At 40.4% G+C, this 19,580-nt stretch carries 21 protein-coding genes, 1 tRNA gene and 2 pseudogenes; 11 read left to right on the top strand and 13 right to left on the bottom strand.

Going from position 1 to position 19,580, the window contains the following annotated elements; genetic code table 11:
• The 5 genes and pseudogenes from B2W49_RS01660 to B2W49_RS01640 form a co-directional block, all read left to right on the top strand.
• Positions 1-442 (top strand): annotated as a pseudogene (locus B2W49_RS01660) (hypothetical protein); the annotation flags it as partial.
• Complete coding sequence (locus B2W49_RS01655) at positions 435-665, top strand: hypothetical protein (RefSeq protein WP_291333984.1); 231 nt, start codon at positions 435-437, stop codon at positions 663-665. The pseudogene B2W49_RS01660 and the gene B2W49_RS01655, both read left to right, overlap by 8 nt.
• 58 nt (positions 666-723) lie before the next feature.
• Positions 724-1,095 carry a hypothetical protein gene (locus B2W49_RS01650; RefSeq protein WP_291333982.1) on the top strand — a complete coding sequence of 124 codons (372 nt, stop codon included), beginning with the start codon at positions 724-726 and terminating at the stop codon, positions 1,093-1,095.
• Positions 1,092-1,379 (top strand): hypothetical protein, encoded by a 288-nt coding sequence (locus B2W49_RS01645; protein WP_291333980.1) that lies wholly within the window; start codon positions 1,092-1,094, stop codon positions 1,377-1,379. The genes B2W49_RS01650 and B2W49_RS01645 overlap by 4 nt, the downstream gene beginning before the upstream one ends.
• Positions 1,360-1,944 carry a glycoside hydrolase family 19 protein gene (locus tag B2W49_RS01640; protein ID WP_291333978.1) on the top strand — a complete coding sequence of 195 codons (585 nt, stop codon included), beginning with the start codon at positions 1,360-1,362 and terminating at the stop codon, positions 1,942-1,944. Before B2W49_RS01645 ends, B2W49_RS01640 begins: the two co-directional genes overlap by 20 nt.
• Positions 1,945-2,118: 174 nt before the next feature.
• Here B2W49_RS01640 and B2W49_RS01635 read toward each other — a convergent pair.
• Both B2W49_RS01635 and lipA read right to left on the bottom strand, forming a co-directional pair.
• A pseudogene (locus tag B2W49_RS01635) lies at positions 2,119-2,241 on the bottom strand (4-carboxymuconolactone decarboxylase); the annotation flags it as partial.
• Between the two features lie 199 nt (positions 2,242-2,440).
• Positions 2,441-3,454 carry a lipoyl synthase gene (gene lipA / locus B2W49_RS01630; RefSeq protein WP_291333976.1) on the bottom strand — a complete coding sequence of 338 codons (1,014 nt, stop codon included), beginning with the start codon at positions 3,452-3,454 and terminating at the stop codon, positions 2,441-2,443.
• A gap of 287 nt (positions 3,455-3,741) precedes the next feature.
• Here lipA and sthA point away from each other — a divergent pair, with 287 nt between their 5' ends.
• Positions 3,742-5,157, top strand: a complete 1,416-nt coding sequence (sthA, locus tag B2W49_RS01625) for a Si-specific NAD(P)(+) transhydrogenase (RefSeq protein ID WP_291333974.1) — start codon at positions 3,742-3,744, stop codon at positions 5,155-5,157.
• A gap of 231 nt (positions 5,158-5,388) precedes the next feature.
• Here sthA and B2W49_RS01620 read toward each other — a convergent pair whose 3' ends face one another.
• The 3 genes from B2W49_RS01620 to map form a co-directional block, all read right to left on the bottom strand.
• Positions 5,389-6,600: an MFS transporter gene (locus tag B2W49_RS01620; protein ID WP_291333972.1), complete on the bottom strand. Its 1,212-nt coding sequence runs from the start codon at positions 6,598-6,600 to the stop codon at positions 5,389-5,391.
• A 195-nt stretch (positions 6,601-6,795) separates the two neighbouring features.
• Positions 6,796-7,848 (bottom strand): OmpW/AlkL family protein, encoded by a 1,053-nt coding sequence (locus B2W49_RS01615; protein WP_291333970.1) that lies wholly within the window; start codon positions 7,846-7,848, stop codon positions 6,796-6,798.
• Between the two features lie 332 nt (positions 7,849-8,180).
• The gene (gene map, locus B2W49_RS01610) at positions 8,181-9,008 is read right to left on the bottom strand and encodes a type I methionyl aminopeptidase (RefSeq protein ID WP_291333968.1); all 828 of its coding nucleotides are present in this window, start codon (positions 9,006-9,008) and stop codon (positions 8,181-8,183) included.
• Between the two features lie 208 nt (positions 9,009-9,216).
• On the opposite strand from map, the gene rpsB reads away from it, so the two are divergent.
• From rpsB to B2W49_RS01595, 3 genes are all read left to right on the top strand, one after another.
• A complete protein-coding gene (gene rpsB, locus B2W49_RS01605; protein ID WP_004972791.1) occupies positions 9,217-9,963 on the top strand; it encodes a 30S ribosomal protein S2 in 747 nt (248 codons plus the stop codon).
• Between the two features lie 142 nt (positions 9,964-10,105).
• A complete protein-coding gene (gene tsf / locus B2W49_RS01600) occupies positions 10,106-10,981 on the top strand; it encodes a translation elongation factor Ts (RefSeq protein WP_291333964.1) in 876 nt (291 codons plus the stop codon).
• Between the two features lie 191 nt (positions 10,982-11,172).
• Positions 11,173-11,697 carry a DUF3465 domain-containing protein gene (locus B2W49_RS01595; protein WP_291333962.1) on the top strand — a complete coding sequence of 175 codons (525 nt, stop codon included), beginning with the start codon at positions 11,173-11,175 and terminating at the stop codon, positions 11,695-11,697.
• Positions 11,698-11,731: 34 nt separating this feature from the next.
• Here the strand turns inward: B2W49_RS01595 and B2W49_RS01590 are convergent, their stop codons facing one another.
• The 7 genes from B2W49_RS01590 to B2W49_RS01560 all read right to left on the bottom strand — a co-directional run bounded on the left by B2W49_RS01590 (position 11,732) and on the right by B2W49_RS01560 (position 17,965).
• Complete coding sequence (locus tag B2W49_RS01590) at positions 11,732-12,187, bottom strand: DUF962 domain-containing protein (RefSeq protein WP_291333960.1); 456 nt, start codon at positions 12,185-12,187, stop codon at positions 11,732-11,734.
• A 231-nt stretch (positions 12,188-12,418) separates the two neighbouring features.
• Positions 12,419-13,027 carry a septal ring lytic transglycosylase RlpA family protein gene (locus tag B2W49_RS01585; RefSeq protein ID WP_004972798.1) on the bottom strand — a complete coding sequence of 203 codons (609 nt, stop codon included), beginning with the start codon at positions 13,025-13,027 and terminating at the stop codon, positions 12,419-12,421.
• Between the two features lie 294 nt (positions 13,028-13,321).
• On the bottom strand, positions 13,322-14,323 hold the full coding sequence (gene mltB, locus B2W49_RS01580) for a lytic murein transglycosylase B (RefSeq protein WP_291333954.1): 1,002 nt from the start codon (positions 14,321-14,323) through the stop codon (positions 13,322-13,324).
• 452 nt (positions 14,324-14,775) lie between these two features.
• Positions 14,776-15,426: a hypothetical protein gene (locus tag B2W49_RS01575; RefSeq protein WP_291333952.1), complete on the bottom strand. Its 651-nt coding sequence runs from the start codon at positions 15,424-15,426 to the stop codon at positions 14,776-14,778.
• An 18-nt stretch (positions 15,427-15,444) separates the two neighbouring features.
• On the bottom strand, positions 15,445-16,260 hold the full coding sequence (queF, locus tag B2W49_RS01570; RefSeq protein WP_291333950.1) for an NADPH-dependent 7-cyano-7-deazaguanine reductase QueF: 816 nt from the start codon (positions 16,258-16,260) through the stop codon (positions 15,445-15,447).
• Positions 16,260-17,033: an ABC transporter permease gene (locus tag B2W49_RS01565; RefSeq protein ID WP_291333949.1), complete on the bottom strand. Its 774-nt coding sequence runs from the start codon at positions 17,031-17,033 to the stop codon at positions 16,260-16,262. The genes queF and B2W49_RS01565 overlap by 1 nt, the downstream gene beginning before the upstream one ends.
• Positions 17,030-17,965 carry an ABC transporter ATP-binding protein gene (locus B2W49_RS01560; protein WP_291333947.1) on the bottom strand — a complete coding sequence of 312 codons (936 nt, stop codon included), beginning with the start codon at positions 17,963-17,965 and terminating at the stop codon, positions 17,030-17,032. The genes B2W49_RS01565 and B2W49_RS01560 overlap by 4 nt, the downstream gene beginning before the upstream one ends.
• 179 nt (positions 17,966-18,144) lie before the next feature.
• Between B2W49_RS01560 and B2W49_RS01555 the strand changes: the two genes are divergently transcribed.
• Both B2W49_RS01555 and B2W49_RS01550 read left to right on the top strand, forming a co-directional pair.
• A tRNA-Arg gene (locus B2W49_RS01555) sits at positions 18,145-18,220 on the top strand.
• 163 nt (positions 18,221-18,383) lie between these two features.
• Positions 18,384-19,310, top strand: a complete 927-nt coding sequence (locus tag B2W49_RS01550) for a tyrosine-type recombinase/integrase (RefSeq protein ID WP_291333945.1) — start codon at positions 18,384-18,386, stop codon at positions 19,308-19,310.
• A 7-nt stretch (positions 19,311-19,317) separates the two neighbouring features.
• Here the strand turns inward: B2W49_RS01550 and B2W49_RS01545 are convergent.
• Positions 19,318-19,580: transposase (locus B2W49_RS01545; RefSeq protein ID WP_180062054.1), on the bottom strand; the 263-nt coding region annotated here is incomplete at its 5' end.

Below are 19,580 nucleotides of genomic sequence, written 5' to 3'. Positions count from 1 at the left end.
TTATAAAAAGACCTTTTGGGATGCGCTCACAGTCGATGATTACGACAGATTGGCACCTGATTCACTGGTAACAAGCCAGTCTACAGATTATGAGCTTTATCCCGATTACAACGGCATTACGCTGACCAATGATAGAACAGGCAAGCAAGGGCAAGTCAAACGCACAGGCACAGCAGCAGACGTGCTATTGCCACCTGAAAACAATCCTTTGTTTGATGTGGTCAGTATGGGCGCCTTTGGTAAAGCCAAATTAGCCAAAGCAGGTATGGTAGAAACACATACATTGACCATGCCAATTTCTACAGAAGTTGGCGAATGCGCACCAGGCGAAGTCTTTGCATTTAACGCTGAGTGGTGGGGCATCGTTGAAAGTGTCAGCGTGTCATTCAGCCATGCCAAAGTGAATCAAACTGTCAAAGTGGAGCGTGTAAATCGTGAGTAATGCACTGCAAAGATTGATTGATTTAATGCCCAAAGCGCCTGAATTTGTCGGGCAAATCACGCATGAAAATCATCCGAATTATAAAGTTTTAGTTGTAGATGGGTCAGGCTTGGTGATGTGTACCAGTACGACGCGCTACAACGTCGGCGCAACGGTTTTTATATCAGATGGGGAGATAAAACGCTTGGCAGCAAGCGGTGATGTAGTGCAAATCGAAGTGTGAAAATTTAAATTGAAGCAAGCGCCCGAAAGGGCGTTTTTTTATGTCTGGAGAAAAGACAATGCAAGAAAACACGTTACCGTGGGTCATTAAATTAGTTCCAGCAGTTGTGGGGGCAATCCTTGCTTTAGTGCTTAGCGGGGATATTGATAAAGACGGGAAAATTCAGGTCACGTTAGGCGTGATCGGTAAATTCTTATTCAGTGTGTCAGTCAGCTTATATGGCGGTGCTGCATTCATTGAATACTACGAATTAAACCAATATTCACACATGGCGCAAGGCTTTGTGATGTTGATTTTCGCTGTATTTGGATTATTGACGATTGGTATCGTTTATCAATCAATTGCACTGATGCAGGGTAAATCAATTGCAGAAGTCATTGCGGAAGTGAAAGCTGCTTTCGTTGCGATTATCGGGGGTGGCAACAAGTGAAATTAATTAATGACTGGAAACAAGCTTGGAAACTCAAGTCAGTACAAGTTGGCGCCTTATGGGCCTTTTTTTACGTCTTGATGTATGCGGCTTTTGAATTGTTGTGGCTATTCGGTTCTAACTTTCCACAAGTTTGGGCAGCAGTACCACAAGAGATTAAAGAGCTATTGCCACACTCATGGGTGTTATGGCTTGGCTTCTTAAACAATGTTTTAAGTGTTTTTTCCCGCTTGAAATATCAGCCTGAATTGCATGGTGATAATGATGAATCTAGCTCAGATTAAGAAACTGCAAAAAGCAGTCGGTGCGCATGACGATGGCATCATCGGGCGTGGCACCTTGACTGCTGTATTTCGCAAGCTTGGTGCTAGTCAAGCGTGCGCTGAAGAACTAGGCTTGGCTGCAAATGTTCATTTCCGCACGTATGGCATCCTCGATAACTCACTTCGATTGATTCACTTCTTAGCGCAACTTGCACATGAGTCGGGCAACTTCCGCTATATGGAAGAAATTGCATCTGGTGCAGCGTATGAGGGGCGAAAGGATTTAGGTAATACACAAGCAGGGGATGGAAAGCGATATAAAGGTCGTGGGCCAATTCAATTGACTGGACGTGCTAACTATCGCAGATACGGTCAGCAGCTTGGCATCGACTTTGAAAACAATCCTGAGATTGTGGCAATCCCAAGTGTCGGCTTGCTCGTAGCTTGTAAGTTTTGGTCAGATAATGGCTTGAATGCTTTAGCAGATCAAGATGATTTAAGAGCGATTACACGACGCATTAATGGCGGCTATAACGGCTTTGAAGATCGTAAAGCGCACTTAGCAAAACTGAAAAGCTGGGTGTGAAAATCCTTATGGGCAAACCCTACGCAACGTGGCGTGTTGGGGTTTGCTGTTTTAGGATACATTAAAATCTGTATATTTGTATGGATGCTTTGGTGGTATTTATTTACACCAATTTTACGCCACAAAAACATCATTGTTTATTATGTTGTTGAATTGCTTATTATTTTAAAATTAATCAATCCAGTCTTGCAAAGGTTGGGTAAATGGTACAGTGTTGTCCTGTGCGCGTTTTACAAAGCTTTCGCCCATGACTTCAGTACGAACTTTTAAGCCATTGTCATAGTCTTGTTGTGACATGTTTACTATCCCTATTTTATTGTTTGAACTTGAAGCATAGATTAACAATTTATGGCTGCAATAGCATGTGCAGTTAGTCGTAGACAATAAAAATGTTCACAATCAGCTATTTTAAATATATCCACAAGGCATAAAAAAAGCCCCAAACATAAAGTCGGGGCTGTTTTAGCTTTATCACAAATTTTGAAATAAGCGAGTGTTAAGCTTCAATGGTTTGCACCGTAATTTTTTTAGCAGGGTCAGCTTTGCGACGTACTGTTGGTACAGGTTCACCATAATATTGACGGTCTGCAAAATAACTTGAACGCACCATTGGCGCAGCCCAAATATTTTTAAAACCTAACTTTTGACCATGCGCTGTATAACGCTCAAATTCTTCAGGTGTTACAAAGCGGTCAATCGGTGCATGTTCTTTAGATGGCTGTAAATATTGACCAATGGTCACATAATCTACATCGTGCGCTTTAAGGTCATCTAACAGTGCAATGACTTCTGCTTCAGTTTCGCCAATACCCACCATTAAACCGCATTTGGTTGGAATATCTGGGCAATATTCTTTAAACATTTTCAGCAAGTTCAAAGAGTGCTGATAGTCTGAACCTGGACGCATGGCTTTATATAAACGCGGTACAGTTTCAATATTGTGGTTAAAAACATCTGGCGGACATTCGGTCATAATGCGTAGTGCAATATCCATACGGCCACGGAAGTCTGGCACCAAAATTTCCAACAACGTATTTGGGCTTACAGAACGGGTTTCTTTAATGCAATCGACAAAATGTTGTGCGCCACCATCTAACAAGTCATCACGGTCTACAGAGGTGATCACGGCATATTTTAAGCCTAAGTTGGCAATCGTTTCTGCCATGTGACGCGGTTCATCAGGATCTAGTGCATTTGGACGACCATGTGCAACATCACAGAACGGGCAGCGACGCGTACAAATATCACCCATAATCATAAAGGTTGCTGTACCGCCGCCAAAACATTCTGGCAGGTTTGGACAAGCAGCTTCTTCACAAACGGTGTGCAATTTTTGCTGACGCAAAGTGGTTTTGATGCGTTGAACCTCTTCTGGTGCCGTCATTTTGACCCGAATCCAGTCAGGCTTACGAGGCGTTTCAACCGTAGGAATAACTTTTACAGGAATACGTGCGACTTTTTCAGCACCACGAAGTTTGACACCCTGTTCTGGTTTACGGTTTGCAGACATATTCAACTTTTCCACTGTTTTTGAAAGGGGAGAGATTTAGTGTAGGGTAGATTTTACGTAAAATAGAGTCCGATTAAATCGAATCTAAAGGCAAAAGTAAAATGTCACCTTAACATCATCATAAGATGATTATTATAACGAAATTGTGCTTAAATTGGGTAAAAACGATATTCATATAAAAAATGTGGTTATCACGTAATATATGCACAGTAAATACAGAAAATTCAAAAGATTTACGTCATAATATAGCCCATTGAAAAGACAGATTTAAATAAAAGGAGCGTTGAATGCCACGTAAAAAAGAGGTCGTTAGTGGAACTTTCGTGAAGTATGATGCGGTTGTTCTCGGTTCAGGCCCAGCGGGTGAAGGCGCGGCAATGAAACTTGCCAAATCAGGTAAGCGTGTTGCGATTGTAGATGTTCGTGAGCAGCTTGGCGGTAACTGTACCCATGTGGGCACCATTCCAAGTAAAGCATTGCGTCAGACAGTGTCGAATATTATCCGTTATCGCCGTGACCCAATGTTTAAAAAAATGGGTGATTGGCGTCAGTTCACCATGAAACAAGTGTTGCAAAGTGCACATAAAGTTATTCAGCAGCAAGTTGAAACGCACTCACGCTTTTATGACCGTAATGAAATTGCGATTTATCATGGTCGTGCTTATATCCAAGATAAAAACACGGTCATGGTATTTGGTGCAGATGGCATTAAAGAAACCATTATGTGTCATCAAATTGTGATTGCGACAGGTAGCCGTCCATATCGCCCAGAAATGTTAGATTTCAACCATCCGCGTGTATTTGATTCAGACAAAATTTTGGATTTGGATTTCTCGATTCAAAAAATCATCATTTATGGCGCGGGTGTGATTGGTTGCGAATATGCATCCATCTTCATTGGTTTAGATCATAAAGTTGATTTGATTAATACTCAGCACAAATTGCTCAGCTATTTGGATGATGAAATTTCAGATGCTTTGTCATATCACTTACGTGCGCAAGGGGTTCTGATTCGCCACAATGAGCAAATTGATCATTTAGAAACTTTTGATGATCACGTGGTTTTATATTTGCAAAGTGGCAAGAAAATTAAAGCTGATGCGATTTTATGGTGTAACGGACGTTCAGGTAATACCGATGGTTTAGGTTTAGAAAACGTAGAACTTAAACCAAACAGCCGTGGTCAATTAACAGTCAATGATCAATATCAAACCGAAGTAGATAATATCTATGCTGCGGGTGATGTGATTGGTTGGCCATCATTGGCATCAGCTGCCTATGACCAAGGTCGTTGCGCGGGTGCAAATATGAGTGGCGAAGAAAATGTTGCGCCTGTAACCGATATTCCAACAGGTATTTATACCATTCCAGAAATTTCTTCGATTGGTAAAACTGAGCAGGAGTTGACAGAAGAAAAAATCCCTTATGAAGTTGGTCAGGCATCTTTCCGTCATTTGGCTCGTGCGCAAATTACGGGTGATACAGTGGGTGAATTGAAGATTTTATTCCACCGTGACACTTTAGAAGTGCTGGGCGTGCATTGCTTTGGTAATAATGCTGCGGAAATTATCCACATTGGTCAGGCGGTGATGAACAGCCCGAACAATACTATTAAGTATTTTGTGGAAACGACATTCAATTACCCAACTATGGCAGAAGCTTACCGTGTCGCGACCTTAAATGGGATGAATCGTTTGTTTTAATGTTGAATTAGTTGGGTTTAGCGTATTTTAAAATACCCCATAAGATTATTCTTGAGGGGTATTTTATTGCTTGAGATTTTAGCGATATGGCGTAATGTTGCGCTTTAATGCGCACAAAACGCCTGATTAAAATATTCAAATAGCTGTGGTGTTTGCGCCCATAAAAAAATCGACAAACCAAAAAGGGCAGTGATGGCAAGTGTGAGCCATAATTTAAAATTAAATAAAGAATTAATCATGAATGACGTGCTCCTCATCTACCCAAAAATGTACCAAGACCGCAAACGCACTTAAAGCAATAGAAACAATCCAGATTGCATTATAGTTACCTGTTAGATCGTGATTTAAACCGCCAAGCCATCCACCAAAAAATGAGCCGACTTGGTGTGTGAAAAACACAATGCCACTGAGCATGGTCAGGTATTTAATCCCAAACATATTTGCCACAATACCATTGGTCAAAGGAACTGTAGATAACCACAATAAACCCATAATGATCCCGAATGCATAAATTGTCCAGATGCTTAAAGGCAGGATTAAAAAGGCGATAATGGCAATCCCGCGTAATCCGTAAAGCCACATCAGCAAATGCGGTTTGGAATAGCGGCCACCTAACCAACCCGCTGTATAGGTGCCCACAATATTAAATAAACCCACGAGTGCCAGAAAAACTGTGCCTGTGGTTGCATTAAAGCCATGATCAATTAAGTAGCTAGGAAGGTGAATCCCGATAAACACCACTTGAAAGCCACAGACAAAAAAACCTAAAGCTAAAAACCAAAAGGGTTTGTGGTTTTTGGCAATCACCAAAACTTGTTTAAAGCCTAAAGCGGGTTGACTGGTTGAGATTGTATTGGGGTTTTGGTACATAGGTGCTTTGAGCATCCATGCCAAAGGAATAATTAACGTAATTAAAATTGCACTGACAATTAAAGCGCCTGACCAGCCCACACTTTGTAATAATAATAAGGTTGATGGCAACATAATAAACTGCCCAAACGAGCCTGCGGCACTGGCAATGCCCATCGCAAGGCTGCGCTTTTCGGGTGGTGCTGCACGCCCCACAGCAGAAAGTAGTACAGGGAATGAGGTCGCAGAAAGTGCTAAACCTAAAATTAAACCCACACTTAAATTTAGCAATAACCCTGTCGAACTGACTGCCATGAGCAGTAAACCGAGCGCATACAGTGCGCCACCAACTGCAACCACAATTTTACTACCATATTTGTCTGCAAAAGCACCTGTGATGGGTTGGACTGCACCCCAAATCAGGTTTTGCATGGCAATGGCTAAACTAAAGACATTATGACCCCAGCCAAATTCGTGGCTCATAGGCACCAAATACAAGCCAAACGCATGCCGAACGCCAAGTGATAATGCCAAAATAACGGCACTTCCAATTAACATGTAAATCAGAGGTTTGGAAAATTGAGCATTCGACATAAGGCATCCAACAACAGCAAACAGACTGCTATGGTAGTCGATTCAGCGCAGGATCGCGATAAAATAAAATTCATCAAATGATAAAATTGAGTTATCAAGATTGAAGCGATTACTTTAATTAAAAAGTAAAAGAAAAAATAAGACGACCGTAGCCGTCTTATTTTTAGTTGAAAGTGGGAAGAGTAAAATTATAGCTTAAAAGCGCATCCCAAAACCTGCGTATGCAATGATCGGATTCACTTCAATATCGGCTTTGGAGTGAATGAGTTCGCCGTGTTTAGCATCGGTCACAGTAATGGTGGTTTTGTTTTTAAGATGTGCATAAGATACAGAACCGACCGCAAACCATTTTTCATTAAAGTCATAGGTAAAGCCGACAGTGGCAACGGGCGCAAAGGCATCGGTGGCGTCTAATTCAACTTTAGGGTTGGCTGCACTTGGTGTGCCTTCTAAAGATGCGCCCGCTTTCCCTTCTTTAATATTGGCAATCATGTGACCAGCGGCGATCAGGTCTTGTTCAGTGCGTGGGTTAATTTCTAATTCATTAAAATAAGCGTACATTAAACCGACACCGACATAAGGACGGAATTTATTTACACCTGTTTTGCCAAAATGGTATTGAAACTCAAATGCTGGTGTCCAAGCACGGGCAGAAGCAGCAGGGCCATGTGCTTCTAAATCGGTAATCAAAATATCATTTTGTAATTCTAACTCACCCAGCGCACCGCCTAATGGACGTGCAATGGCGGAGAAAGGAGCATAAATTTTCCCTTTGCCTTGCAAATCAACTTTGGGTGGAATGCCGCCTTTGACTTCAAAGGAAATATTATCGGTAAAGTAATAGTTGCTGATAATACCGAGTGTGGTGACATCATCTGCTTCTAAACCTGTGCCAGGATTATCCCATTGCTCCAAACCTGAAATTGTGGCCTGTCCACTCATGTTGGCAGGAATGGTAGGCAGCAAATTCAATGCTCCATTTAATAATAAGGGAGGCTCAAATCCGTCACGTAAGTTATCTTTTACAGTTTGCGATTGAACATCACCGACATCGGCTGTGTAGCCGTTGTGAATAGCTGTATTGACTCGAAAAGGTTGTGCCTTGCCTTGCGGCATAACATGCAGTGCACCTACTGAAACAGAAAAGCGTTTAAAACCATCACCATCTTTTAAACTAAAATAAGGTGAGTTGGCATAACTGATGACTGACAAACTGCTCAGTGTTAAACAGCAAAGTGTTTTTTTCATTGTGGAACTCCATGTCCAATTTGTGTGCTTTTTAGCGTTGTTATGTTAGGTATATTGAATAGGGGAGGAAAATAAAACTGTTGTTTTTACAACATATTTTTTAAATTTTTGTGAATAACTGCAAAAGTGTGCAGGTGTTTTGTTAAATTAAAATTATCGAATACGTGAAAGTGGTTGTTATGTTGGCTGGTTTTTACGTTCTATAGATTTGAAATAAATAGATTTTATTAAAATTGTATGAATTAAGATTAATAAAAAAGATCAGCCGGAACTGATCTTTTTGACGTGCTTGTTAAATTTTTAGCCAATGACAACTTTTGGCTAAAAACAAGTTATGCAGTAAAGCGTGATAAATCTTCATCAGGACGGGCAGTGAGTACTTCCAAGCCATTTTTGGTGACTAAAATAGTGTGTTCATATTGCGCTGAAAGCTTGTGATCTTTAGTCACCACGGTCCATTTATCGCCAAGTAATTTGGTTTGCCATACGCCTGCATTGACCATTGGTTCAATGGTAAAAGTCATGCCTTCTTCTAAAATCATGCCTGTATTGGCTTGACCATAGTGCAATACTTGCGGTTCATCATGGAAGGTTGTGCCAATACCATGACCACAATATTCACGTACCACGCTAAAGCGTTCAGATTCGACATATTTTTGTATCGCATGTCCAATATCCCCAATGGTTGAACCTGGTTTAACTGTTGCCATGCCGCGATACATCGCCTCTTGGGCAACTTTGCACAAACGATTGGCCAAAATGGAAGTTTCGCCACCTACGATATACATCATATTGGTATCGCCGTGGAAGCCATCTTTAATGACCGTGACATCAATATTTAAAATATCACCTTTTTTCAGCACTTTATTTTCCGATGGAATGCCGTGACAGACCACATGGTTAACCGAGGTGCAAATGGTATGTTGGAAGGCTGGACGTCCTGGAGCAGCACCATAACCTAAGCAGGCAGGAATGGCTTGCTGTTGATTGACAATATAGTCATGGCAAATCGTATCCAGTTCGAGCGTGGTAACACCTGGTTTAACGTGTGCTTTGATCATCTCCAAAACTTCTGCTGCTAGTCGTCCTGCCACGCGCATTTTCTCAATATCTTCTGCGGTTTTGATGAGTCGACGAGGTGCTTGATAAGTTGTGTTCATGATCTTTAAAAACTTTTGGAAATTTGTATGTGACTATGGTATAAATAGCCGCCCATTTTATCAAATGCTTTTTATGAATATGTTTCATAAGGCAAGGTAAAAAGGGAATTAAAAATCCGCACATATATCGTCACATTACTCTGGGTGCCCTTTGGGGTGGAGAATGCGGATATATGGAGGCCTAACCCAAACATTTAAGGTAAAGAAAATGGCAGATTACAACGTAAGCATGCGCGACCTTCTTCAAGCTGGCGCACACTTTGGTCACCAAACACGTTTCTGGAACCCAAAGATGCGTCAATACATCTTTGGTGCGCGCAACAAAATTCACATCATCAACCTTGAGCACACTGTTCCTGCGTTAAATGATGCTTTGAACTTTGCAAACCAATTGGCTAGCAAAAAGAACAAAGTTTTGTTCGTTGGTACAAAACGTGCTGCTTCTGCAATCATCCGTGAACAAGCTCAACGCGCTGGTCAACCATATGTAGATCACCGTTGGTTAGGTGGTATGTTGACGAACTGGAAAACACTTCGCCAATCTATCAGCCGTTTAAAAGATCTTCAAGTTCAGTCTACTGATGGTACTTTTGCTAAGCTTACTAAACGTGAAGCTTTAGAGCGTAGCCGTGAAATGGAAAAACTTGAGCGCGCTTTAGGCGGTGTGAAAAACATGGGTGGTTTACCTGACGCATTATTCGTAATTGACGTTGATCACGAAGCAATTGCAATTAAAGAAGCTAAAAACTTAGGTATTCCTGTAATCGGTATCGTTGATACAAACTCTAACCCAGACAACGTAGACTACGTTATTCCGGGTAACGACGATGCGATCCGTGCAGTTACACTTTACGCTTCTTCAATGGCTGATGCGATCATTGCTGGTAAAGAATACGCTCAAACTCAAGCCAATGCTCAAGCAAAAGGCGAAGAAGCTCCTGCTTCTGAGGCTTAATGCGTTTTGACGTAAGCTTGTCATTTTTGCGACATGTGATGGTGGCAAAGTAAGCGTCATGTATGCAGACGGCCCAAGAGACACCCTCTGGGCCGTTTCTGTTAAAAAAGAATTCATTTTCTACCGATTTTAGGAGATAAACATGACTGCAGTTACAGCAAGCATGGTTAAAGAATTGCGTGATCGTACTGGTCTAGCAATGATGGAATGTAAAAAAGCATTAACAGAAGCCGGCGGTGACATCGAATTAGCGATTGACAACCTTCGTAAATCTGGTCAAGCAAAAGCTGCTAAAAAAGCAGGTAACATAGCTGCTGACGGTGCTATCACAATCGTTCAAGAAGGCAATAAAGCGATTCTTTTAGAAGTAAACTGTCAAACTGACTTCGTTGCAAAAGACGAAAACTTTGCTGATTTCTCTGCGAAAGTTGCTGCTGCTGCTCTAGCTGCAAACGAAACTGATGCTGCTAAAATTGCTGAACTTAAACTTGAAGATGGTGCAACTGTTGAAGAAGCACGTATTGCCCTTGTTCAAAAAATTGGTGAAAACATCCAAGTTCGTCGTGCACAAATCGTTGAAGGCGACAACCTTGCTGTGTACAAGCACGGTTTAAAAATCGGTGTTGTTGTTTCTTACACAGGTGATGCTGCGACTGGTAAAGGTATTGCAATGCACGTTGCTGCATTCAACCCAGTTGCTGTTACTGCTGAACAAATTCCTGCTGATCTTATCGCTAAAGAGAAAGAAATTGCAGAAGCGAAAGCAGTTGAATCTGGTAAGCCTGCAAACATCGTAGAGAAGATGGTAACTGGTTCAGTTGAAAAATACTTGAACGAAGTTGCGCTTGATCGTCAAATGTACGTAATTGACAACGAGAAGAAAGTTGCTGAAGTATTAAAAGCAACTGGTACAACTGTTGCTCAATTCGTTCGTTTCGAAGTAGGCGAAGGTATTGAGAAAAAAGCAGAAATGAGCTTCGCTGAAGAAGTTGCTGCTGCTCAAGCTGCTGCAAAATAATTTTTACTTAAGGTAAAATATTTTGTAAGGAAAGCCCCAATTTATTTTGGGGCTTTTTTGTGAATATCGGTTTTAGCAATATGCAATCGGGGCATAAATATTGAGATAAAAACAAAGATATTAATTTTAAATCAGTATGTTATGAGTAATTGGCTTGATTATATAGATCGGAATCAGAACAAGAAGGTTATATGGCAAATAAAAAGAATTTAAGTATTGGCGCAATTATTGTAGTGTTAATTGCTGCATTTTTTGGCATGGATTTACAGCAGTTTCAGTCTGAAACATCAAACACGCCATCTACAAGTACTGCTCGCACATCGCAAACTGAAAAAAAACAATCGAACTTACAGCGAGATACACCGCAAGGACAGGATGCTCAGGGTGTTCAGCTGATTGAACGTGCGTTTGAGCGTAAGCAGAGTAATCTACAAGTCCGTGCGAGTGGACAAGTCGTTGCAGTGTTAGCAGATGACAACGAAGGTTCAAGTCATCAAAAATTTATTTTGAAATTGAGCAATGGGCAAACTGTATTGGTTGCACATAATATTGATCTTGCACCACGAATTGCCAATATAGCCAAAGGCGATACCGTTGAGTTTTTTGGTGAATATGAATACTCAGATAAGGGTGGGGTGATTCATTGGACGCATCATGATCCAGCAAATAAACACGTAGCTGGATGGTTAAAACATCAAGGAAGAACCTACCAGTAACGGTTCTTCCGATAATAAAAATAGGATATAGCGTTTAAACGCTCATAATGCTGTTTTTACGACGTGTTTTCCAAGAGGGTAGGATTTTACCTAAATAGGCATCCATGCACCAAATTGGGCCAATGAGAAGGAATTGGAGGTCTTTGAAGAATGAAGGCTTTTTTCCTTCAATTTTGTGACCATAAAACTGCCCAATCCATGCCAAAACAAAAATCGCGATATAAAAACCCATTCCCACAGGCAATACATAAATTAGCCAGGCCATCACCAGCATTAAAGCTGCCATTGCGACGGCAAGAACCAAGTCTAAACGTGCATAAAAAATAAAACTGAGTACTAGAAGTAATGTTGTTAGTAAAGCACTGAAATGCGCCAAGATGGCGACAATCGAAAAAAAGATCGTCGGTACGCAAACCCAGTGAATTAATTTATTGGTTTTATTTTGATGGCTCTCGCTGTATTCATCTAGCCACTCGCTTACTGTCTTCATGTACTACTCCTGTAGACCGATCATCCGTTGTTATTGTTTTGCTGTCTAAAATATAACTGAGAACAGAGAGGTGGTCAAAACAGTATTCATATTTTCAAACTCAAGTGGCCACAAAATTTGTGTGGATCATCTTTGTGCGTAGATGCATGGGATGACTGTAAATCTTACAGGCATTAAAAAAGCCACATTGCTGTGGCTTTTAAGTCAAATGTGAAGTCGTGTAAGCGAATCTTAAGAGTTTGGACCGTCAATACGCTCGATGCTTACTTTAGCAGTACCTGCATTGGTGATGCCCAATTGTTTTGCAGCGCCATAAGAAAGATCGAGTACACGGTTGCCATGGAATGGACCACGGTCGTTTACTTTAACTACAACGCTCTTACCATTGTTTTTATTGGTTACGCGAATATAGCAGTTTAGCGGCAGGCTACGGTGTGCAGCAGTCATTGCGTTCATGTCGAACGTTTCACCGCTTGCAGTTTTACGACCGTGGAATTGACGACCGTACCAAGATGCCATACCTGTTTGGCTAAATTTACGTACAGTGTTCGATGCCACTGTATTTAACTTTTCAATCACTGAAGGCTCTTCAGCAGGAATTTCAATTTTCGCTGCAATCGTTTGACGACGGATTTGGTCGCCTGAACGTTCGGTGATTGAAAGGCTATTCAAATTGGAGAAATGTGAATTAAAACTTTGTGCTTCTTTGTTGAGTACACGCGCAGCAAGGCTAGATGACTCATTATCATTATTGAATGATGATTGCACCATTTCAGCTTGCGACTGACTTAGGGCAACAGCTGCAGAAAGTGCAAGTAAGTATTTAAGTGAACTATGCATGGTTTGAACTCCTGAAGACAGAATTTTTAACTTATTTCGCTCTTAACTGATTGAAATAGCGGTAATCCTGTCTGTAATTTCACTTTTTCGACTACATTTGACGAAATGGATAATATTCATCCCTTACTAAAGGTGTCTAGTCTTTATACGAAAATAATGACAAAAAGTACCAAAAACCAACTCTATTTGATTAAAAAATAATCAATATTGTAACATGATGTGTAAAAAGTTTGTTTTGTGATCAAATTGTCAAAAATATTTCTTGACTTTTTGGTTTTGTATTTAAATTTGTGCTTAGCGACTCGCAATTTCAGTGCCCAATAACCACAGTGCAGTCGCATACATACGGCTACGGTTATAAGTCGTAATCACCTGAAAATTTGGATAGGTTATATAGTAGATATGACCATAATTTTCTTGTAATTGAATAACATTGACCAAGTCTAGGTCATCTATTTGCACAATTGGATTCATTGGCATTACCCCTTGCGACTTTAAAACCCCGTAAGGTGTTGGTAGGGTTAAATCTTTGGCAATCACGCTGTCAGGATTGTTGCCTATATATCGTGCAGCAAATGCAATGGGTTGGTTGCGCTGCCAACCATGTTGTGCCAAGTAGTTTGCAATGGAGCCAATGGCATCGACTGCTGAGTTGCGTAGGTCAATATGTCCGTTGCCGTCATAATCGACTCCAAATTTTGGAATATTGCTTGGCATAAACTGCGGATAACCAACAGCGCCTGCATAAGAACCAACAATTGAAGAGGTTGGCACACCATCTTTATATGACCATGCGATCAGTGCCGCGAGTTCATCTTTAAAGTATTCTGCGCGACGTTCATAACCAAAGCCCAAGGTAGCAAGGGCATCGCGGGTTACAAAAGAGCCTTTATTGCTCCCAAAACCTGTTTCCACACCCAAAATCCCTAAAATAATGGATTGCGGTACACCAAATTGCTGTTCAGCTCTATTGAGCGTATCTGCATATTGTTGTTTAAAGCGCACACCACGCTGAATGGTACTTTCTGCAAGGAAATTAGTTTTATAGTCGTACCAAGGCTTACTTTCGCCTGGGCGGTTCATGATGTTGATGATATTGGGTAAGTTTTTGGAACCTTCCATCGCCCAATCGACTTGTGCTGCACTTAAGCCATAGGTCTGCATGGTTTTTTGTTTAAAATTGGCATATGACGGATGATTTTGGAAATCATTGGCCTGACAAAAACTGGTGATAGAAAATGCACCAATGAGTAAAGATAGACGTTTTAGTTTGTTATAAAAATCAAGTTTGAACATATTGGGAAAAATTCCAAATTGATGATTTACACAACTTATTTATATGCATTAAATAAGTTGCTACTTATAAATGTAGAATAAGCCGCTATTTGGGCCAAACTATCAAAGTGAAGCAAGCGGCTAAGATAGCATTCATGCGTAACGGGTTTGCAAAAACTTATACAAAAATAGACAAAGAATGTGTAAAAAGCGCGCAGGATTTGTAACAAAATTCAATTGAGGGGCAAAAACTTGTTCTGAATTGTGTAAGAGTTGCAGACATACTCCGCTTTTCAATTGTGCATAAAAATGCCTGATTGAAATCAGGCATTGTGTAGGTTGGTTGCATCTTTTAAGAATACTGCATATTTAGTTTGTGTTGTATGAGATGCTAGAACATGTAATTCCTACTATTTTGCAGTTAACATGCAACAAAAGGACTTAAACCACATCAACAGCTAAACTCGCTGGCATTAATGATGGAATAATGTGTCGTGATATTCCGCTAAAACCAATAGTTCTTCTTTGGTTAAATTGGGGATGATTTTATCCACCGCAATATGGACAGCTTTAATTACCGCTGCTGCGCCAATATCTGCCGCTTTACGTTTAATCATGCCTAAATCGAGGGTTTTGTTAAAATCGCTCATAAAGTGGCGTACAGTCGCTTCTGCAAACTGTTTATACAACTCTGTCAAAACGGCTTTATTCACTTCATTGCCTGCTTGAATTTCGGCATAGTTATGTTTCAGATTGGTCACTAAACTCGCATCAAGTGTTTCACCTACACGTGCATTGCCTGCTGCATCTTTAAAGCTACTGCGCTCAGAAAATTCAATCGATTGTTTCACGACATCATTGGGCGCTTTGCTTAATAATTGTTTTAGGAGTACTGCAACGGTAGATTTGACATAGCCCGCAAGTTTTTCGGCAGTGTCGCGTTTATCGCTTGCAGGAAAACGACGTACCAATTCGGTTAAAATGGCATCAATAATTTCTTCATTAATCATTAATGCAGTTTTGTCACGCAGTGGGAACAGCGGCTCACTTGAATTTTTTTTCTGTTGTGCAGTTTCAATCGTATTTAATAATTCTGCAGATGGAATGAATCCAAAAAATGGCATTTTTCAACCTCAATGTTGTTATTGTCGCGCTAAACGAATAGGGCGAGGCATCCATGTTAAATCCGATACACGACAAGGGTTAATGTCTAATCCACCACGACGTGTATAGGTTGCATATACCATCAGTTTTTCAGGTGCAAATTTTTGCCAGATGTCTGCAAACATCTGTTCCACACATTGTTCATGGAAACCATTATGCTGACGATAAGAAATAATATAAGCCAAAATACTGCGATAACAAGGCTTTTTACCTTGATAACGGATAAAAACAGTACCCCAGTCAGGTTGTCCTGTTACAGGACAGTTACTGCGTAATAAATGCGAGTACAGTTGTACCTCTATATCTTCAGCTTGTTCTAAATCGAATTGCAATAAACTTGGGTCAGGATGTTGCTCTAAACGCTCAGGTGTGAGCTGATCAATGCAAATACCTTCAGGCTGACTAATTGCCAAATCATCGACCTGAAATAAAGTGATGGTAACAGGTGCTTGCGCCGCAGCCGTTAAATCATGCTCAACGGTTTCGATAAAATTGGCTTCAGACTGAAAACGGGTAAAGTTCATACTATTAAAGTAGAGCTTTAATGATTTTGATTCGATCAGGTTGGGTGATGACGCAGGTAGCGTAATTCGACCAATCGCAACTTGCGGAACGCCTGTGGCATTTAACCACGAAATTTCAAAAATGTGCCACCAGTCTTGCCCCAATCGAATTCCTTCGACATCTGCATATTTTTCGCGTGAATCAACACGTGAAATAGGGAATAAAATATCAGGTTGATATTCTGTAGGATAATTGGTGTCTTTACCAAGGAGAGATTGTTCAACACTCATTATTCACGCATTCCTGAACCACGAGAAAGTAAATGATAGGCAATACCATAAAGCACTGCACAGCATAGTGTAATCACAGATAATGAAATCGTCACATTGACATCACTATGCCCTAAAATACCGTAACGGAAAGCATTCACCATATACACCACAGGGTTAATTAAAGAGAGATTTTGCCAAAAAGGGCTTAAGGCACTAATAGCATAGAATACACCACCTAAATAAGTCAGTGGAGTCAGTACAAAAGTCGGTATAATGGAAATATCATCAAACGATTTGGCATAAACAGCATTAATAAAACCGCCTAATGAGAATAAAAAGGACGTAATTAATACCGTGTAAATGGTGATAAACCAATTGGTAATATAAAGGTCGGTAAAGAATAAACTCATGGTGGTGACAATAATGCCGACCAATACACCACGGATAACACCACCCAAAACATAGCCCCATAAAATGGCATGCAACGGTACAGGACTCATAATCAGTTCTTCAATGCTTTTCTGGAATTTTGCACTAAAAAAACTGGAAGATACGTTAGCATAACTGTTAGTGATGACTGCCATCATAATTAAGCCAGGCACAATAAATTGCATATAGCTAAAGCCGCCCATTTCACCAATACGCGAACCGACCAAATTACCAAAAATCACAAAGTACAAACTCATGGTGATGGCTGGTGGTAGCAAGGTTTGTGGCCATATGCGCATAAAACGACGAACTTCTTTATGCACTAAGGTATAGAGTGCAATCCGTAGTTGGGTAAAATTCATTGCGCAGCTCCATCTAAATTCTTTTCGACCATTTTGACAAATAACTCTTCTAGACGGTTGGACTTATTGCGCATACTGCGCACGCGAATGCCTTGTGTTTCTAAAAGTTGAAATAAATCATTTAATGTGTGAGCTTTATCCATCGTGACTTCTAGTGTCACTGCATCAATTAGGTTGAATCGTACACCAATAATATCTAAGTGAATCGGCTGAATAGGTTCAGCTAAATCGAAAATAAAAGATTCTTCACTTAACTGGTTTAAGAAGTTTTTCATGGAGGTGTCTTCTTTAATCACACCACGATCAATAATCGCGATACGACGACACAACATTTCGGCTTCTTCTAAATAGTGGGTGGTGAGAATGATTGAAGTGCCTTTATCATTCATCTCTGTTAAAAAATCCCACATTGAACGACGCAGCTCAATATCTACACCTGCAGTCGGTTCATCTAAAATAAGCAGTTTCGGCTCGTGCATCATGGCACGTGCGATCATTAAACGACGTTTCATACCGCCAGACAGCATTCGCGCTTGAGTGGCCCGCTTATCCCACAAGCCCAGTTTTTCTAAATATTCTTCGGCACGTTGTTCGGCAACTCTCTTAGAAATACCGTAATAGCCTGCTTGTGTGACCAAAATATCAAAGGTCTTTTCAAACTGACCAAAGTTAAATTCTTGCGGTACAACCCCTAAGCATTGCTTGGCTTGAGATGGTTGGGTATCTAGATTATGTCCAAAAATTTCGACAGTACCTGCCGTTTTTTTGGTGAGAGAACTGATGATGCTAATGGTTGTAGATTTACCTGCACCATTGGGTCCAAGTAGGGCATAAAACTCACCTTCAGGAACGGTCAAATTAATTCCTTTCAGTGCTTGGAAACCATTTCGATAGGTCTTTGACACGTCCCTTAACGTCAATGCATCAGTCATGAAATTCTCACTTGAGGAATAGAGCCACTATTGTGAGCGATCTGAGCCAATAAACCAAGTAAGTTACATGGAATTCTATGTTCCAAGTTTGGAACATTGTTTAAAGCATAAGCATAAAAATGCGTAACTTTTACATAGTTGCTTTACCTTCAGCAATTTTTTGTTATGATGTGCAGCGCGCGCTCATAGCTCAACTGGATAGAGTACAGGTCTCCGAAGCCTGTGGCGTGGGTTCGAGTCCCGCTGAGCGCACCATTTCTTTGTTTGATCACATTCGATTTGATCCTAATATTATTAAAATTGACAACTTATATCTTTCTATTGTCCGATAATGTCCGAAGGCGTTTTAGGATACCGTAAAGTTTTACGGTATTTTTTACGGTATATCCCGTTTCTTGCAAAAATATACCGTAAAAAGATGCCTAAACTCGTTGTTAGTCTTACTGACTCAAAAATTAAATCAGCAATATCAATGCAAAAGAAATCATCTGAAAAAAATATTAAGCTTTCAGATGGTGGCGGCCTTTATCTGTTATTAGATACAAAAGGTGGGGCATATTGGCGCTTTGATTATGTTCGCCCAATTACAAAGAAAAGAGCTACTATCGCAATTGGTGTTTATCCAAGCTGTACATTAGCATCAGCACGTGCAAAACGAGGTGAGTTCAGAGAACAGCTTGTTCAGAATATTGATCCTGCCATGCAGAAAAAACGAGAAGCTGAAATAACGCATAAAAAAAATACTTTTAAGCTAATCGCAAATGAATATCGTAAAACAGAAGAGTTGGAGCCTAGCACTCAGCGAAGGAATCAATTTGTTTGGGATAAGTTGTATGCTGCAATTGGAGATTATCCGATAGACAGTATTACACCATCGCAAATTTTAGAAGTGTGTCGTATATACGAAAGGCAAGGTAAGACAGATTCTGCAAAGCGCATGAGAAGCAAAGCATCCCAAGTCTTTCGTTATGCGATTGCTTTAGGCTTATGCCAATTTAATGTGGCAGACCACATCAGTGGGATTTTAAAAGTTGGTAAAACCAAGCATAGATCTGCGATCACAGATGAGCAGCTGTTAGGACAGTTATTAAGGAATATTTATAATAGTGTTGGCCGTGGTGATATCGCGATAGATTATGCCGTCAAAATATTACCACATGTTTTTGTACGTCCAGGAGAATTAAGAGGGGCGAAGTGGGCAGACATTGATTTTGAAAATCGAGTTTGGAAATACACACCTCCTAAGACGAAGAATCAGACAGCATTACAGCATATTGTTCCTCTGTCAGATCAAGTAATAACCTTATTTAAAGAATTACACCAGATGACAGGTTATACCGAGTAAGCTGTCATTAAAAAGTAAACATGTATTCTTTTCCGAATTGGTTTGATACTCTCTCCACCCATTGCTCTATTTTATCAGCTGTCATGACTTGAAAATCTCGCCAATAATATTTCATCTGCTTCCATACCATCTCGATTCGATTTAACTCAGGGCTATAAGCTGGAATAAAATACAAATTCGTCGAAAAGTTACTTTTAAGTAGCTCTCTGTAATCAGCCATCTTTTTACTTCTATGAATCGAGGCATTATCAACAATAAGAACCAATGGAA

The sequence above is a fragment of the Acinetobacter sp. UBA801 genome, assembly GCA_002296655.1.
In the GTDB taxonomy this organism is placed as follows: domain Bacteria; phylum Pseudomonadota; class Gammaproteobacteria; order Pseudomonadales; family Moraxellaceae; genus Acinetobacter.
The sequence above is the reverse complement of the archived record's forward strand: the minus strand, read 5'-3'. Positions and strand labels throughout refer to the sequence as shown.